The 17,144-nt window shown below is 62.9% G+C and carries 13 protein-coding genes; 8 read left to right on the top strand and 5 right to left on the bottom strand.

What is annotated here, in order from left to right; all coding sequences use genetic code 11:
* Positions 1-3 precede the first annotated feature (3 nt).
* From I5S59_RS06040 to I5S59_RS06005, 8 genes are read left to right on the top strand one after another with little or no spacing between them, the layout of a single operon-like run.
* Positions 4-948: a DUF58 domain-containing protein gene (locus I5S59_RS06040; protein ID WP_197875814.1), complete on the top strand. Its 945-nt coding sequence runs from the start codon at positions 4-6 to the stop codon at positions 946-948.
* Positions 945-1,439: a DUF4381 domain-containing protein gene (locus tag I5S59_RS06035; protein ID WP_197875813.1), complete on the top strand. Its 495-nt coding sequence runs from the start codon at positions 945-947 to the stop codon at positions 1,437-1,439. Before I5S59_RS06040 ends, I5S59_RS06035 begins: the two co-directional genes overlap by 4 nt.
* Positions 1,432-2,508, top strand: coding sequence for a vWA domain-containing protein (locus I5S59_RS06030; protein WP_197875812.1), 1,077 nt, complete (start codon positions 1,432-1,434; stop codon positions 2,506-2,508). The genes I5S59_RS06035 and I5S59_RS06030 overlap by 8 nt, the downstream gene beginning before the upstream one ends.
* Positions 2,505-4,223 (top strand): vWA domain-containing protein, encoded by a 1,719-nt coding sequence (locus tag I5S59_RS06025; RefSeq protein WP_197875811.1) that lies wholly within the window; start codon positions 2,505-2,507, stop codon positions 4,221-4,223. The genes I5S59_RS06030 and I5S59_RS06025 overlap by 4 nt, the downstream gene beginning before the upstream one ends.
* Entirely contained in the window at positions 4,220-5,848 is a 1,629-nt protein-coding gene (locus I5S59_RS06020; RefSeq protein WP_197875810.1) for a BatD family protein, read from the top strand. The genes I5S59_RS06025 and I5S59_RS06020 overlap by 4 nt, the downstream gene beginning before the upstream one ends.
* 51 nt (positions 5,849-5,899) lie before the next feature.
* On the top strand, positions 5,900-7,141 hold the full coding sequence (locus I5S59_RS06015; protein ID WP_197875809.1) for an exonuclease SbcCD subunit D C-terminal domain-containing protein: 1,242 nt from the start codon (positions 5,900-5,902) through the stop codon (positions 7,139-7,141).
* Positions 7,138-10,785: an AAA family ATPase gene (locus tag I5S59_RS06010; protein WP_197875808.1), complete on the top strand. Its 3,648-nt coding sequence runs from the start codon at positions 7,138-7,140 to the stop codon at positions 10,783-10,785. The genes I5S59_RS06015 and I5S59_RS06010 overlap by 4 nt, the downstream gene beginning before the upstream one ends.
* Positions 10,782-11,375 (top strand): glutathione S-transferase, encoded by a 594-nt coding sequence (locus I5S59_RS06005; protein WP_197875807.1) that lies wholly within the window; start codon positions 10,782-10,784, stop codon positions 11,373-11,375. The genes I5S59_RS06010 and I5S59_RS06005 overlap by 4 nt, the downstream gene beginning before the upstream one ends.
* 224 nt (positions 11,376-11,599) lie before the next feature.
* On the opposite strand, the gene I5S59_RS06000 is transcribed toward I5S59_RS06005, so the two are convergent.
* The 5 genes from I5S59_RS06000 to I5S59_RS05980 form a co-directional block, all read right to left on the bottom strand.
* The gene (locus tag I5S59_RS06000) at positions 11,600-11,779 is read right to left on the bottom strand and encodes a hypothetical protein (protein ID WP_038616324.1); all 180 of its coding nucleotides are present in this window, start codon (positions 11,777-11,779) and stop codon (positions 11,600-11,602) included.
* 121 nt (positions 11,780-11,900) lie between these two features.
* Positions 11,901-13,040: a lactonase family protein gene (locus tag I5S59_RS05995; RefSeq protein WP_197875806.1), complete on the bottom strand. Its 1,140-nt coding sequence runs from the start codon at positions 13,038-13,040 to the stop codon at positions 11,901-11,903.
* Complete coding sequence (locus tag I5S59_RS05990) at positions 13,006-13,296, bottom strand: DUF5629 family protein (protein WP_197875805.1); 291 nt, start codon at positions 13,294-13,296, stop codon at positions 13,006-13,008. Before I5S59_RS05990 ends, I5S59_RS05995 begins: the two co-directional genes overlap by 35 nt.
* A gap of 120 nt (positions 13,297-13,416) precedes the next feature.
* Complete coding sequence (locus I5S59_RS05985; protein WP_197875963.1) at positions 13,417-15,798, bottom strand: efflux RND transporter permease subunit; 2,382 nt, start codon at positions 15,796-15,798, stop codon at positions 13,417-13,419.
* 20 nt (positions 15,799-15,818) lie between these two features.
* A complete protein-coding gene (locus I5S59_RS05980) occupies positions 15,819-16,865 on the bottom strand; it encodes a WD40/YVTN/BNR-like repeat-containing protein (RefSeq protein ID WP_197875804.1) in 1,047 nt (348 codons plus the stop codon).
* Between the last annotated feature and the right edge of the window lie 279 nt (positions 16,866-17,144).

The raw sequence follows: 17,144 nt of genomic DNA, 5'->3' as shown, positions 1-17,144 counted from the left end.
GCCATGCCCGAGCAACTGCTGGCCGCACCCGGCATTCGCATCAGCCTCGCCGAGCTGATCGAAATGCGCCATCGCGTCCGCGAAGTACAATTGTTCTCCCGGCCCGGCCAGCGCAGCCCGCTGGTGGGTCTGCACCACTCGAAACTGCGGGGGCGCGGGGTCGATTTCGATCAGGTGCGGGTCTACCAGGCCGGCGACGACGTTCGCAACATCGACTGGCGAGTAACGGCACGTACCCAGGAACCGCATACCAAGCTCTTCCATGAGGAACGCGAGCGGCCGATTTTCATTCTGGTCGAGCAGAGCCAGCGCCTGTTCTTCGGCTCCGGGCTGATGTTCAAGTCGGTGCTCGCCGCCCAGGCGGCCGCCTTGATCGGCTGGGCCGCACTGGGTCATAACGACCGTATCGGCGGCCTGGTGTTCGGCGACAACGAGCACTATGAAATCAAACCCCGACGCAGCAAGCAAAGCCTGTTGCAGTTGCTCAACCGCCTGGCCCGGGTCAACCAGTCGCTGCACACTGAAGCCCAGCCCCAGGCCGACAGCCTCGGCCTGGCTCTGCGCCGCGCCCGCGAAGTACTGCGCCCCGGCAGCCTGGCCATCATCATTTGCGACGAGCGCGCCCTGACGCCTGCGGTTGAACAACAGCTGAGCCTGCTGTCCAGGCATTGCGACCTGCTGTTGCTGCCGCTGTCCGACCCGCTTGACCATGCCCTGCCAGCGGCCGGCCTGCTGCGTTTTGCCCAACACGGCGCACAACTGGAGCTCGATACCCTCGACCCCACCCTGCGCCGCAGCTACCGTCACCAGAGCGAGGCCCGCATCGAGCGCTGGGAGTTGCTGGCGCAAAAACTGCGGGTGGTGCTGATGCCCTTGAGCACCCAAAGCGAAATGATCGAGCAACTGCGCGAATACCTCAACGCGCAACGACCGGGGAAAGCCCCGTGAACGAACTGGAACAACTGCAGCCACTGATCACCCCGCCGCCCATCGGCTGGTGGCCACTGGCACCTGGCTGGTGGCTGCTGCTGGCGTTGCTGCCGGTGCTGGGCTGGGGCTTGTGGCGCTTGCGCCACTGGCTACCCGGCAAAAAGCCGATTGTGCGCGCCGAACTGCCACTGGACCCGATCCGCATCGAAGCCCTGGCTGAACTGGCACGCCTGCCCAAGCCCTATGACGGTGAACCGGCCGGCGCCTGGTTGCAGCAAATCAACGCCCTGCTCAAACGCCTGTGCCGTAACCATTACCCCGGCAGCCACAGCCATACACTCAATGGCCGCCAGTGGCTGGCGTTTCTCGACAACCGTTGCCCCGCTGCCGGCCTGACCCGCTGGATGGTGCTGGTCGAAGGCGCCTACAAACCTGAATGCAAGCTCGACGACAAAGCTATTGCCGGGCTCTATCAGGCAGTCGACACCTGGATCCGCAAACATGTTTGAACTGGCCTGGCCGTGGGTTTTCCTGTTGTTGCCGCTGCCCTGGCTGGCGCGGCTGCTGCTGCCGGCTGCCGATAGCGGCGAACCGGTGCTCAAAGTCAGCTTCCTCAACGAACTGGAAGGCCTGGCCGGGCGCCGCGCGCGCCTGAACCTGCCGACCTGGCGCCAGCAGGCGCCCTTCGTGCTGGTCTGGTTACTGTTGCTGTGCGCCGCCGCCCGACCGCAGTGGCTGGGCGAACCGCTGCCGGTTTCGGCCAGCGGCCGTGACTTGCTGGTGGCCGTGGATGTCTCCGGCTCGATGGATTTTCCCGACATGCAGTGGCAAGGCGAAGAAGTCAGCCGTCTGACCCTGGTCAAAGCGCTGCTTGGCGACTTCCTCGAGGCGCGCCAGGGTGACCGTGTCGGTTTGATCCTGTTTGGCAGCCAGGCCTACCTGCAGGCGCCGCTGACCTTTGACCGGCGCACGGTGCGCACCTTTCTCGACGAAGCTCAGGTCGGCATCGCCGGCAAGAACACCGCCATCGGCGATGCCATTGGCCTTGCGCTCAAACGCCTGCGCCAGCGCCCGGCACAGAGCCGGGTGCTGGTGCTGGTCACCGACGGCGCCAACAATGGCGGCCAGATCCACCCGCTGACCGCAGCCCGCCTGGCGGCCCAGGAAAGCGTGCGCATCTACACCATCGGCATCGGTGCCGACCCGCAGGCGTCCGGCAACGCCGGCTTGCTCGGAATCAACCCGAGCCTGGACCTGGATGAAGCCTCGCTCAAGGAAATCGCCGAACAGACCGGCGGCAGCTATTTCCGCGCCCGTGACGGCGAAGAACTCCAGGCCATCGACGAAGCACTCGACCGCCTCGAGCCGGTGGCTCAGCAACCGACCCAGGCACGTTCGGCCCAGGCTTTGTACAGCTGGCCGCTGGCATTGGCCTTGCTGCTCAGCCTGCTGCTGGTGGCGCGCGAACAATGGCCGGACAATCCCCTGCAACGCCTGCTGCGCCAGCCGCACTTCCTGGCGCCGCACTGGCAGTGGCGTGAACGGCTCAAGCGCCTGCGCCTGAGGAAACGCCGATGATTGCCCTTTGGCCGCAATGGCTACGCCCGGCCTGGCTGATTGTGCTGCCGCTGCTTGCCTGGCTGCTGTGGAAACTGTGGCACCGGCAAAAACGCGCCGGGCGCTGGCAGATGATCCTGCCCCCCAGTTTCCATGCCGTGCTGCTGGGCGGTGGCAATGGCCGCGACAGTAAATTACCGTGGATCGCCCTCGGCCTGGCCTGGCTGCTGACCGTACTGGCTCTGGTCGGCCCCAGCTGGCAGCGCCTGGAAGAAACTCGCCAGCGCCCCGCCGACCCACTGGTGATCCTGCTCGAACTGACCCCGCAGATGCTCGCCGAGGATGCCGCGCCGACCCGCCTGGAGCAGGCACGACGCAAGGTACTCGACCTGCTCGAACATCGCCGCGACAGTCAGACCGCAATCATCGTCTATGCCGGCAGTGCCCACACCCTGGTGCCGCTGTCAGACGACCTGGCGACCAGCCGCAACCTGCTCGAGGCCCTCACCCCGTCGATCATGCCCCAGGCCGGCCAGCGCGCCGACCTTGCCGTCCGCAAAGGCCTGGCGCTGCTGGCTCAGGCGGGCCTGGGCCAGGGTCGCCTGCTGCTGATCGGCTCGTCCTTGAGCCCTCAGGAACGCGAAGGCATCAAACAGGCGCTCGGCCGACAGGGTCCCGGTTTGCTGATGCTCGGTGTCGGCTCGGCTGAAGGTGCGCCGGTCAAACAGGCCAATGGCGAGTTTCTCAAGGACGACCAGGGTGGCATCCTCATGCCGCGTCTGGACAGCGCCAGCCTCAAGGCCTTTGTCAGCAGCACCGGCGGTCGCTACCGCAACGCCCGCATCGATGACCTCGACCTGCGCGGCCTGCGCCTGTTCGACAACCCCAGAAGCCTGCGTGAAGACGGCCAGGCGCTGCAGCTCGACAGCTGGGCAGACCAGGGCTACTGGCTGCTGTTGCCCCTGCTGCTGTTGGCCGCCTGTGCCGGTCGACGCGGCTGGCTGTTCTGCCTGCCGCTGTTGCTGGCGCTGCCGCAACCGGTGTATGCCTTCGAGTTCAATGACCTGTGGCTACGCCCAGACCAGCAAGGCCAGCGCCTGCTCGAACAACAGCGCCCGAACCAGGCCGCCGAGCATTTCCAGCACCGCCAATGGAAAGGTGTGGCGCTCTATCAGGCGGGAGACTACGACGGCGCCGCGCGGCTGTTTGCGCAAGGCAGCAGCGCCGCCGACCACTACAATCGGGGTAACGCCCTGGCCCGCAGCGGGGAACTTGAAGCCGCGATTGATGCCTATGAGCAGGCCCTGGAGCTGCAACCGGAGCTGCAGGTGGCTTTGGCCAACAAGGCCTTGGTTGAACAGGTGCTGCAACAGCGTCAGGCCGAACAGGCCGAGCAGCCGCCCAAGGACGACCCGCAGAGCGACAGCAACGCCCAGACCGACGCCAACAGCAGTGCCCAGCGTGCCGAGGGAGAAACCCGCGAGCAATCGGCGCAGCAACCCAGCGACGCCAGCAAGGACGAAAACGCCGCGAGCGAACAGGCGCAGCAACTGGCCGGCAACGGCGATGATGAAGAAACCACCCGACCGCCCCAACGCCCGCAAGGCAGTACCCTGGATGCCGAACAACGCCAGGCCCTGGAGCAATGGCTGCGGCAGATTCCGGACAACCCGGCGGAGCTGCTGCGGCGTAAATTCTGGTACGAACAGCAACAACATCAGGAACCCCATCGATGAGTCGCGTCTGCGTCTTTGTGCTCAGCCTCTTCATTTGCCTGCAGGTGCAGGCCGCCGTGCTGCGCGCCAGCGTCGACCGTACCCGCCTGAACGCCGGCGAAACCCTTGAACTGACCCTGCAGACCGAAGACGTGACCCAGTTCGGCAAGCCCGACCTGAGCCCGCTGGACGCCAATTTCGAAGTGCGTGACACCCGCCAGGTCAACAGCCTGAACAACGTCGGCGAACAGAACAGCGCCGGAACCCGCTGGATCATCACCTTGCTGCCACGCCAAAGCGGCAGCGTGGAGATTCCAGCCCTGCAGATCGGCGATCTGCGCAGCGAGCCGATCAGCCTGCAGATACTCACCCAGGACGCCAGCAGCGAAAACCATGGCCCGGTGTTCATTGATGCCAGCCTCGACCAACCCGAGGTTTATGTGCAGGCACAAGCCGTGCTGACCCTGAGCATTTATCACTCGGTCCCGCTGTACGACGACAGCAGCCTGAGCCCGTTGCAGATCGACAATGCCAAAGTCGAGCCTCTGGGCGAATCGCGCACCTTCGAGAAAGACATCGACGGCGTGCGCCACGGCGTCATTGAAATGCGCTACGCGATCTACCCGCAGCAAAGCGGCGACCTGACCATCCCGGCCCTGACATTCACTGCCACCGCCGCCCAGAACGATGCCGAGCAGGAACTCAACACGCCTCGGGCAGGCAAGCAGGTACGCGTCAGCTCCACGCCACTGGTGCTGACCGTCAACCCGATTCCCGCCGACTACCCCGCCAATGCGCCTTGGCTCCCCACCAGCAGCCTGACCCTGGAAGAGCACTGGAGCCCCGACCCGGCCGAGCAGCAAACCCAGATCGGCGACTCCCTGACCCGTACCGTGACACTTCAGGCCGAAGGCTTGTCCAGCGCCCAGTTACCCCCGCTACCTGCGACCGAGGTAACGGGCCTGCGCCGGTACCCGGACCAGCCGCAATTGCGCAATCAGGTCAACGACCGCGGCTTGCTGGGTGTACGTGAAGAGCGCGAGGCCCTGGTGCCGACCCACAGCGGCACACTGGAGTTACCGGTTCAGGAAGTTTTCTGGTGGAACACCCGCGAAGACCACCTCGAACACAGCAGCCTGCCGGCGCGCAGCCTGCAGATTCAGGACAACCCGGCCCTGAGCGCCGACAAACCGGCCAATATCGACCCGGTCAGCATCACCACGCGCCCGCTCTGGCCCTGGCAACTGAGCACCTTTATCTTTGCCCTGACCACCTTGCTCGGCTTTGCCTTGTGGTGGCGCGCCCGTTCGCAACCGGCGGTGCTGCGCGCCGCGCAAACCGGCCCCAGCCCACGCACCCTGCTGGACGACCTCAAGCGCGCCTGCCAGGCCAACGATCCACAGGCTACGCGCCAGGCCCTGGACGCCTGGGCGCGCCAGCAACCGGAAACCCTGGCCGAAATGGCCGCCCGTTTCATCCCCTTGTCCGATGCCCTGGATGGCCTCAACGGTGCCCTCTACAGCGAAAGCGGGCACTATTGGCAGGGTGATGAACTCTGGCGTGCCATCGGCACCATCCCGGCGGCGGAACAGATTCTGCCGGCCGCAAGCGAAAACGGCAGCCTGCCACCGCTGTACCCCAAATAACCTCAAGGCGTGACGCCCTGCGCGTTACGCCGGCAATCTGCGGAACCCTTCATGCGTCTGTTTCACACTTCCGACTGGCACCTGGGACAAACCTTGCACGGCCAGGAACGCGACTTCGAACACGCCTGTTTTCTCGACTGGCTGCTTGGCCAGCTCAAGCTGCGCCAACCGGATGCGCTGCTGATTGCCGGCGACATCTTCGACACGGTCAACCCGCCGGTCAAAGCGCAGGAGCGCCTTTACGACTTCATCGTCCAGGCCCACGAGCAGCAGCCGAAGCTGAACATCGTGATGATTGCCGGCAACCACGATTCGGGCTCGCGCATCGAACTGCCGGCACCGCTGATGCGCCGTTTGCGTACCCACGCCCTGGGCCGGGTGCAGTGGCTGGATGACGGCGTGCTGGATAGCGAGCGCTTGCTGATCCCGCTGACCAACGCCCGTGGCAAAGTGACTGCCTGGTGCCTGGCCCTACCCTTCCTGCGCCCGGCCGAGGTCACCGGCGCTCACCTCGGCGACGACTACCTGCAAGGTATCGCTCAAGTCCATGAACGCCTGATCGCAGCCGCCCTGGAACGGCGCAAACCCGGACAGGCGCTGATCGCCGTGAGCCATGCGCACATGGCCGGCGGTTCGGTATCGGAGGATTCCGAGCGCAGCCTGATCATCGGCAATGCCGAAGCGCTGCCCGCCAGTTTGTTCAGCAAAGACATCAGCTATGTCGCCCTCGGTCACCTGCACAAGCCGCAGCGGGTCAATCGCGAGGAGCGCATCCGCTACAGCGGCTCGCCGATTCCATTGTCGTTCTCGGAAATCGCCTACCCGCACCAGATCCTCGAAATCGAGCTCGACGGCAGCACCCTGACCAGCGTCGAATCACGCCTGATTCCCCGTGCCGTGCACCTGCAACGCCTGGGGCCGGCGCCACTGGCAGAGATACTGGAGCAACTGGCCGACCTGCCGGTGGTCGACCTGCTCGAAGATCCACAACGCCAGCCATGGCTGGAAGTACGGGTACACCTGGACGAACCGCTGCCCGATCTGCGCCAGCAACTGGAAAGCGCCCTGCAGGGCAAGGCCGTGCGCCTAGTACGCATCGGCGCCGAATACGCCGGCAACCGCGAAGGTGACGCGATCGATGATGCGACCTTTATGGAGCTGGGCCAGATGACCCCGCAGGAACTGTTCAGCCGCGCCTGGACCCAGGCGTACGGCAACGCCGTGGATGAACAGACCCTGGCCGACTTCGCCCTGTTGTTGCAGGACGTTCAGCAGCAAGAGGAGCAGCCATGAAAATTCTCGCCATCCGCCTGAAAAACCTGGCCTCGCTGGCGGGCCCGTTTGAAATCGATTTCACCGCCGAACCGCTGGCCAGCGCCGGCCTGTTTGCCATTACCGGCCCCACCGGCGCAGGCAAAAGCACCCTGCTCGATGCCCTGTGCCTGGCCCTGTTCGGCGCCGTACCGCGCTTGAGCAACATTGGCCGGGAAACCAAACTGCCGGAAGTCGACAGCGAGATCCTTACCAGCGACCCCCGGACCCTGCTGCGCCGCGGTACCGGCAGTGGTTTTGCCGAAGTCGATTTCGTCGGCATCGATGGCCGCCGCTACCGCGCGCGCTGGGAAGCCAACCGTGCCCGCGACAAAGCCAATGGCAAGTTGCAAGGCAGCCGCCAGAGCTTGCATGACCTGGACAGCGACCAACTGCTGAGCAACCAGAGCAAGGGCGAATACAAGCAACTGATCGAAGCCTGCCTGGGCCTGAATTTCGAGCAGTTCACCCGCGCCGTAATGCTGGCCCAAAGCGAGTTCAGCGCCTTTCTCAAGGCCGACGACAAAGACCGCAGCGAACTGCTGGAAAAACTCACCAACACGGCGATCTACAGCCAGCTGGGGCGTCGTGCCTACAGCAAAAGCAAAGAGGCTGAAGACACCCATAAGGCCCTGCAGGACCAAGCGGCGGGGGTCATGCCGATGGCCCCCGAAGCGCGTGCCGAGCTCGACCAGCGCTACGCCGGGGCGCTTGAGCAACTCAAAGGCGAACAGGCCAGATTGCGTCAGCTCGAACTGCAACGCGCCTGGTTGACCGAGCTCAAGCAACTGCAAGCCCAGGTGCACAGCAGCAACGAACAGCTGCACAGTGCCCGGCAGCACAGCGACAGCCTGCAGGGCGAACGCCTGAACCTCGCACGCCTTGAACACCTGGCGCCGCAACGCCATCAGTTTGCGCGCCTGCAGACCCTGAGCAGCCAGCTTTCGCCATTGGCCGCCAGCATCAGCGCGCAACGCCAGCAACACGACACCTTGCAGACAACACAGCACCAGCTGCAAACCGAGCAGCAACTGGCGCATCAGGCGCTGGCCGAGGCCCTGAGCCAGCAGGCTGAACGCGTGCCCCTGCTGCGCCAGGCGTTTACCGAGCAGAGCAATCTGACCCGCCTGTCGCAGGAACTGGCCAATTGTGCCGCGCTCAAGCAGCAAGCCGAACAGGCCAGCGCTGAAGGCCAGCAGCAGTTGGCGAACCTGGCCGAACAGCAACAGCTGACGCAAACGCGCCTCGGCCAGATCAGCGAGCAACTCACCCAGAGCGCTGCACTCGCAGGTCTGAGCGACGCCTGGAGCGCGTACCGCGACCGCCTGCAACAGCTGATGCAGCTGGGCAACCGCCTGAACCAGGGGCGCGCCGAACTGCCCGGCCTGCAGGCACGTGCCCAGCAGGCAAACGCCGCACTGGACGAACAGCGCGCTGCCATTGCCCTGCTCTATCACGAAGCCCAGGCCGAGCCCGAGGCCCTCGCCGAACAGATCGGCCTGCTGGGCGAGCTGCTGCAAAAAAACCGCCAGCAGCAACGCCAGGTAGAAGACCTGAGCCGCCTCTGGCACCAGCAGCAGGACCTCGAGCTGCGCCTGACGACTCTGCGCGAACGCCAGCAAGCGGCGCTCAAACAGCGCGAGCAACTGATCAGTGAAGGCCTCAACGGCAAGAGCCAGCTGACCGCCGCCGAACAGGCGCTGAACGTCACCCGGCAACTGCTGGAACGCCAGCGCCTGGCGCGCAGCCAGAGCGTCGAGGAACTGCGCGCGCAATTGCAGGACGACCAGCCCTGCCCGGTCTGCGGTAGCCAGGAGCACCCTTATCATCAGCCCGAAGCCTTGTTGCAGAGCCTGGGCCGCCATGATCAGGATGAAGAGCAAAATGCCCAGCAACAGGTCGATGCGCTGAAAAAGCAGCTCGACGAACTGCGCACCCAGCTGGGTGGTGTCAACGGCCAGATCAAGGAGTACCTGCACCAGCAGGAGCAGTTGACCGAGCAGCTCCAGCGCCTGGCCCCGAGCCTGCAGGCACAGCCGCTGTTTGCGCAATTGACTGGCCAGGACAGCAGTCAGCAAGTGGGCTGGCTCGAGCTGCAGGAGCGTCGCCTGGCCGATGACATCAGCCGCGACGAACAGCGCCAGAACGCCCTGTTGACCCTGCAAAAAGACGCCGCACGCCTGCAACAGCAACTGCAGGCGGCGATCGAAGCCGGCCAGCAGGCCAGCCAGCACCTGACTCAGCAACAGCAAGCGCTGGACAGTGACGAGCAACGCCTGGAGCAGGAGCTAACGAGCTTCGCCAGCCTGTTACCGGCCGACGTGCTGGATGACCTGCGTCGCGAACCGACGGACACCTTTCTGCGCCTGGACCAGCAACTGGCGCAACGCATGGACCTGGTACAACGCCACAAGGACGAACAACTCGAACACAGTGAGCGCCAGCAGGCGCTGGACAAGGCCCAAGTACTGCAACAGGCCCGGGTGCAGAAGCACCAGGAACTGCAGCAGCAGCTCATCGAACGCGAGCACCAGCAACACAGCACTCAGGTCAGCCTCAGTGGCCTGCTTGGCGAGCACGCCGGCGCCGAACAGTGGCAACTGCACCTGGAACAGGCCGTGGAGCAGGCGCGCCAGCAGGAAGCACTCAAGGTCCGGCAGTTGCAGGAAACCCAGGCGCAACTGATCGAGCTGGCAACCGACCTCAAGGCCAAGGACGAGCGATTGATCGCGCTTGAACAGGAGCACAGCGAGGTTCGTACGCAGATCGAGCAGTGGCGCCAGCGTCACCCCGAACTGGATGACAGCGGCCTGGAACAATTGCTCGCCCTCGATGACAACGCCGTTGCCCAGTTGCGCCAACGCCTGCAAGACAGCGACAAGGCCCTGGAACAAGCACAGGTGCTACTCAACGAGCGTCAGCAACGCCTCGACCAGCACCAGGCCCTGGTAACGCTCGAGTTACCGGAAGATGAGCTGGAGCAATCACTCGAGGTCCTGCAAGGTCAACTCGCCACCAGCGAGCAACACTGCGCCGAACTGCGTGCCGAGCAGGCCGATGACCAGCGTCGCCAGCAGGCCAACCAGGCCCTGGCCGAACAGATCACCCAGGCCCACGGCGAATGGCAGCGCTGGGCACGCCTCAATGCCCTGATCGGTTCGGCCACCGGTGACACCTTCCGCAAGATCGCCCAGGGCTACAACCTCGACTTGCTGGTGCATCACGCCAATGCCCAGCTGCGTCAGCTGGCCCGCCGCTATCGCCTGAAGCGCGGCGGCAGCCTGCTTGGCCTGCTGGTGCTGGATACCGAGATGGGCGACGAGCTGCGCTCGGTGCACTCCCTGTCCGGTGGCGAAACCTTCCTGGTGTCCCTGGCCCTGGCCTTGGGCCTGGCGTCGATGGCCTCGAGCACTCTGCGTATCGAATCACTGTTTATCGACGAAGGTTTTGGCAGCCTTGATCCGGAGTCGCTGCAACTGGCTATGGACGCCCTTGATGGCCTGCAGGCTCAAGGACGCAAGGTCGCGGTGATTTCCCACGTACAGGAAATGCATGAACGCATCCCGGTACAGATCCAGGTGCGCCGTCAGGGCAATGGTTTGAGCTCGGTGGAGGTCAGCGGATGATTCTCTACTCGTTCCGTCGCTGCCCCTGGGCCATGCGCGCGCGCCTGGCCTTGCGTTACAGCGAGTGTACGGTGGAAATTCACGAAGTCAGCCTCAAGGCCAAGCCGCCCGAGCTGCTTGCGCTGTCGTCCAAAGGCACGGTGCCGGTGTTGAGTGCGGACGGTCAGGTCCTCGATGAAAGCCTCGACATCATGCGCTGGGCCCTGGCCCGGCATGATCCGCAGGACTGGCTACTGCGTGCCGATCCGCTGGCAGCGCAAGCCGCCGATGTGCTGATCGGGCGCAATGACCGCGACTTCAAGGCCCAGGTCAACCTCTATAAATACGCCGAGCGCTACCCGCAACATACGCGTGAGGATTATCGCCATCAGGCGCAAGCCTGGCTGGAGGAGCTTGAGGGCTTACTGGCTCAAACTCCCTACCTGTTCGCCGATCACCCGAGCCTGGCCGATGCCGCGTTGCTGCCGTTGATGCGCCAGTTCGCCGGAGTCGAACCGGACTGGTTCGCCAGCGCACCCTACCCGCACCTGCGTGTGTGGCTGCAGGGCTGGCTGGAGTCGGCGCTGTTCAAGGCAATCATGGCGCGTTGACTGTAGGAGCTGGCGACAGCCTGCGATCGACCGCGTAGCGGTCGCAGACGGTTGCAGCCAGCACCGGCAACAGATTACAGCGCCAGAATCGGCGAAGAATAAAGGAACAGCAGTACCGCCAGGATGCGCCATTTCATGTCTTTATCCCCTAAGGACAAGTGTCAATAAATTAGCGTCAAATTCAATCACATGGCGGTATGCCATTACCAGAATATTTACACGTCTCAGTGCTGTGACTTGTGGTCCAGCGCCGCGTAGAAATTGGCACTTTGTTGCAGGTACTTTTGCGTGTAGCTGAGGGTGGAGGATTTACGCTCGCTGATTTCAACCTGCGCATGGGCAGGCAATGCCACCGAAGCAGAAATGGCAGAAGCGGCAATGACGGGGAAGAGATTGAAGTTCATGGCGCTGACCTCGAAGTCTGTGGTTTGAAGTGGCCGTTGCCGGCCGTGGTTCAAACGTACGCCGCTCACGCGGCGCACAGAAATTCATTGCAGCAGTAGCTATTATCGAGGCGATTGATAGTCAATCGAGAAACTTGAGATCGGACGGCGCATCCTGGGCCAGCTTCTGCACTGTTTCACCGAGCATGCCACTACGCGGATCGCGACGGATGACCACGATTTCGTTGCTCTTCTGGTTGGCCACCAGCAGGAACTTGCCCGTCGGATCGATGGTGAACTCCCGCGGATGGTCGCCCTCGACACTACGGCGCTGCACCTGCATCAACTTGCCGCTGTCGTCATCCACCGCAAACACCACCAGCTCATTGGCCGTACCGCGGTTACTCACATACAGGAAGCGACCATCGGGCGACAGGTGCAAGGCGCCAGCGGCTTTGGCCGAAGCATCGTTCTGTTCGGTCAACGGCAGGCGCTGATGTTCGGTCAATTTGCCATCTTCATGATCAAAGACCACGACCTGCGCGCTCATTTCCAGCGTCAGGTAAGCATGCTTGCCATCCTTGCTGAACAGCAGATGCCGCGGTCCGCTGCCCGGCGGCAGATCAACAGCAGGCGTTTTGGCAGGGCTCAGGGGGTGCTTGGGGCTGGCGCCGTCGTATTGGTAGACGAACACCTTGTCCGCCCCGAGGTCGCTGGCAAACACGTAATGCCCATCTGGTGATGACACCACCGAATGCACATGGGGCCCGGCCTGGCGCTGCGGATTGGCACCGCTGGCCTTGTGCTGGTCTTGCTGCACCGAGGCGTCGAGTTTTCCGTCCTTGGCGACCGGCAGCACACTCAGGCTGCCGCCGGGTGTCGGTTGCACACCGTAATTGGCCACGAACAGGTAACGCTGGTCATGGCTGAGGCTGGCATGCGTGGGTTCGTCGCCTGCACTGCTGACCTGATTGAGGGGCTTGAGGGTGAAGTCCTTGGCGCTGATGGAAAAGCTGCTGGCGTGGCCCTTGCCCGCACCATTTTCGTTGACCGCAAACAGCAGCTTCTGGTCAAACGACACGGTCAGCCAGGACGGGTTATCGCTCTTCAGCACCTGCAGCGGCGGAGTGCCGATCTGGCCGCTATCGCTGTCGAACGTGTAGCGATAAAGACCTTCACTGGCACCGTCGGTGTAGCTGCCCACCAGCAACTGCGCGCCGTGGGCGGTAGCAAACACACTCATGGCACTAGCGATCAGCAGGGTCGTCAGCTGGCGTTTCATCGTCATCCTCGTCCGGTGCACGAAAGGCACTCATACAGACTAGTCGATGCTCGGCGGTGTCGGCAGCGATCAACCAGTCTTCACCCTCGGCACGCGCCGCAGCGATCTGTTCCGGGCTGAACGACCATTTTTTCAGGGCACGACCGTCCATGCACTCGATGTGCAGGCCGGTATCGTCGTAGGTGAAGTCAAAGGCATGCAAACCGTCGACAAGGAGCATGTCGCAGGATTGCAAGACGTGGGAAAGGGTGGTCATCGGGCGTCGCCATCAACAAACAAAGAGCGACAGTGTAAGCGCTGAGCCCCAAGCTGCAAGCGGCAAGTGAGGCCTCCCCACTTGCCGCTCGCGGCTTGACGCTTGAAGCTGCCCTCTTCGTCAGTGGGCGAAAATCGACTTGCTCTCCTTGCCTGCCATTTTTTCCGGCTTGATCAGGAACCGCGCCAGCGCCGGCAACAGCCACAGGGCGCCGAACATGTTCCACAGCAGCATGAACGTCAGCATCAAGCCCATGTCAGCCTGGAACTTGATCGCCGAGAAGATCCAGGTGCACACGCCGATGGCCAGGCACAGGCCGGTGAACAACACCGCCTTGCCGGTGGACTTGAGCGTCTGGTAGTAGGCTTCCTGCAGCGGCATGCCCGCGCGCAGGAAACTCTCCAGGCGGCTGTAGATGTAGATGCCGTAGTCCACGCCGATACCCACGCCCAGGGCCACCACCGGCAAGGTCGCGACCTTGACGCCGATGCCCATGAAGGCCATCAGGGCGTTGCCCAGTACCGAGGTCAGCACCAGCGGCAGGACAATGCACAGGGTCGCGGCAAACGAGCGGAAGGTGATCATGCACATCACCGCCACGCAGATGTACACCAGGATCAGGATGGTCAGCTCGGCCGACTTGATCACTTCGTTGGTGGCCGCCTCGATACCGGCGTTACCCGCTGCCAGCAAGAACTCCAGGCCTTCCTTGTTGTGGGTGCTGGCAAATTCCTTCACCGCGTTGACCGCACGGTCCAGGGTCTCGGCCTTGTGGTCGTTGAGGAAGATAAGTACCGGCGCCAGCGAGCAGTCGGCGTTGTACAGGCCATCGGCACGGGAAATGGAGCTGTTGAGCACGTCCGGGTTACGCGACAGGCTTTCCCATTTCAGGTTGCCCTCGTTCATGCCCTTGATCATCTGCTTGGAGACGGTGACCAGGGAGATGGCCGACTGCACGCCCGGGGTGTTTTCCATTTTCCACATCAGTTCATCTATCGGCGCCATGGTCGAGTACACCGAGCAGCCTTCAGTCGGAGTCTTGACCATCACCACCAGCACGTCGGAACTGGTCGAGTAGTTATCGATGATGAAACTGTTGTCTTTGTTGTAGCGCGAGTCCGGACGCAGCTCGGGCGCGCCCTGGTCAAGGTCGCCGATCTTCAGGTTCTGGCTGTACCAGAGGCCGCCACCGAAGGCCAGCAGCGCCAGCACGATAGACACCGGTGCCACCTTGGCACTGGCGAAGTTGGACAGCAGACGCCAGAACGGGTGTTCGCGGGTCGCATCTTTCTTGCTGCGCTCGATGGCCTTCTTGCTGATCCCGACGTAGGAAATCGCTACCGGCAGCAGGATCAGGTTGGTGAACACGATCACCGCCACACCGATGGAGGCACCGATGGCCAGCTCGCGGATCACGCCGATGTCGATGATCAGCAGGGTGATGAACCCCACTGCGTCGGCGAGGATGGCGATCATCCCCGGCAGGAACAGTTGACGGAAAGTACGGCGCGCAGCGGTCAGGGCGTTGTCGGCGTCGCTCGACTGCAGGGCGATACCGTTGATCTTCTGTACCCCGTGGGAAATACCGATGGCGAAGATCAGGAACGGTACCAGCATCGAGTACGGGTCAAGCCCGAAGCCCACCGCGTGCATCAGCCCCAGCTGCCAGACCACTGCCACCAGCGTGGTGATCAGCACGGCGATGGTGCTGCGGATACACCAGGTGAACCAGTACAGCAGCACCCAGGTAATCACCAGGGCGATACCAAAGAACATCGCCACCATCATCAGGCCATCGATCAGGTCGCCGACTTTCTTGGCGAAACCGACGATATGCACCTTCACATTGGGGTTCTGAGCCTGGAACTTGTCGCGGATCTTTTCTTCCAACTGGTGGGAGAACTTTTGGTAGTCGAGCTTGATCAGCTTGCTCTGGTCCTGCGGGTCCGGGTAAGACTCCAGCAGCGGGATATCGATAATGCTCGACTTGAAGTTGTTGCCCACCAGGCGACCAACCTGCCCGGACTTCAGCACGTTGTTACGCAATTGATCGAGGCTGTCTGCCGAACCGTCGTAGGTGTTGGGGATCACTTCACCACCGGCAAAGCCCTCTTCGGTCACCTCGGTCCAGCGCACACTGGGGCTCCACAACGACTTGAGCCCGGAACGGTCGACGCCCGGAATGTAGAAGACCTCGTCGTGGATCTGGCGCAAGGTCTCCATGTAGTCCTTGCTGAAGATGTCGCCATCGGTGGCTTCCACCGAAATGCGCACGGTGTTGCCGAGGTTGGCCAGGTCGTTGCGGTGTTCGAGCATCTTCTCGATGAAGGGATGCTCAAGCGGGATCATTTTCTCGAAGCTGGTCGAGGGACGAATCTGCGTGGCCTGCCAGAACAGGAAGACGCTGACCAGCAGGCAGATGAGGATCACCACCGGGCGATTGTTGAAGATCAGACGCTCAAGCAGCGTCGCCTTGTCCTGATGGTGCTGCTGCTGATTCATATTGAACTGCTCCTGATGCGTCATGGCTGCACTCCTTCGGCGCCTTGGGCCGAAGCCAGATGCACACCACCCTGGCCCACCAGCACCAGGCCCCCTGCGCCCTGCCCGCTGACGCCCGCCAGGGCGATGCGATCGGAGCGGTTATAGATGCTGAAGGTCTGGCCGTCGTCACTGCTGCGCAATACGCTGCCGCCATTACCGACCAGTACCACGGTGCCATCATCCAGTAGCGTAGCGTTTGCAAGGCCAAATTCGAGGGCCCCGCGCGCTGCCTTCAGTTCGATCTTCTGCCAGTTGTCACCAAAATCGGTGGAGCGGTAGAGATTGCCGCGCAAGCCATAGGCCAGCAGCGTGTGCGGTTGCGCCGTACCGATCACACCGAACAACGAGCCTTCGTATGGGCCTTCAAGCTTCTGCCAGGTCTGGCCGTCGTCGCTGGAGCGGAACATGCTGCCCTGCTCGCCGACAATGAACAGGCCGGCATCTTTGACCTGGGCAATGCCGTTGAGGTGGAACTGGTCTTCGTTGTCCAGGCGGTCGCTGACGTCGGCCCAGTCTTTGCCACCGTCAGAGGTTTCAAGCAGTGCGCCGTAAGCGCCGACGGCAAAGCCGTTGCTGGCGTCCTTGAACCAGACATCGAGCAACGGCGCTTCGCGTTTCAGGTCTTCAAATTGCTTGGTCCAGGTCACACCGCCATCGCTGCTGACGAGGATCTGTGCGTCATGGCCAACAGCCCAGCCATGTTTGTCATCGACAAAGTACACCGCCGTCAGCAGTTGCCGGGTGGGGACTTTGGATTGGGTCCAGGATTTGCCCTGGTCATCAGAGAAGAGGATATGGCCGCGATCGCCGACAGCAACCAGGCGATTGCCCGCATGCGTCACGTCGAGCATGAGGCTTTTTTCGGCTTTGGCCGATTCAGTGGAGTAGACCTGGGCCGTCGGCGTTGCCGCCTCGACCGTGTTGGCCCAAAGCCCCATTGCCAGCAACAGCGCACCGCTGGCGGCCATTGCCCATGGGCGCACGCGCAGTGCGCCGCCAGTACCTGCCATGAACGGCTCGGTCATAGATCTGTCCCCCGGTTTTTTGTTATTTGGGTCAATCTATTTGCAGGTACTGCCAAAAACCGTGTTCCAGAGCCCCGCAATAGCTGGGAGCCATCCTATCGGTGTTTGTGAAGGGCTGACAACGAACGGGACGTTATCTTTTGTTAAGCGGGAGGAATCGACTGCAGGAGCCAGGCTTGCCGGCGAAGAACGATAACGCGGTGTGACAGCTGCATCGCGGGGTCCAGTTCGCCGGGCCACAGCACGGCGACCAGAAGACGAAAGGGACGCCCCAGCCCC

Source organism: Pseudomonas alkylphenolica (assembly GCF_016009175.1).
Lineage (GTDB): Bacteria > Pseudomonadota > Gammaproteobacteria > Pseudomonadales > Pseudomonadaceae > Aquipseudomonas > Aquipseudomonas alkylphenolica_B.
The sequence above is the reverse complement of the archived record's forward strand: the minus strand, read 5'-3'. Positions and strand labels throughout refer to the sequence as shown.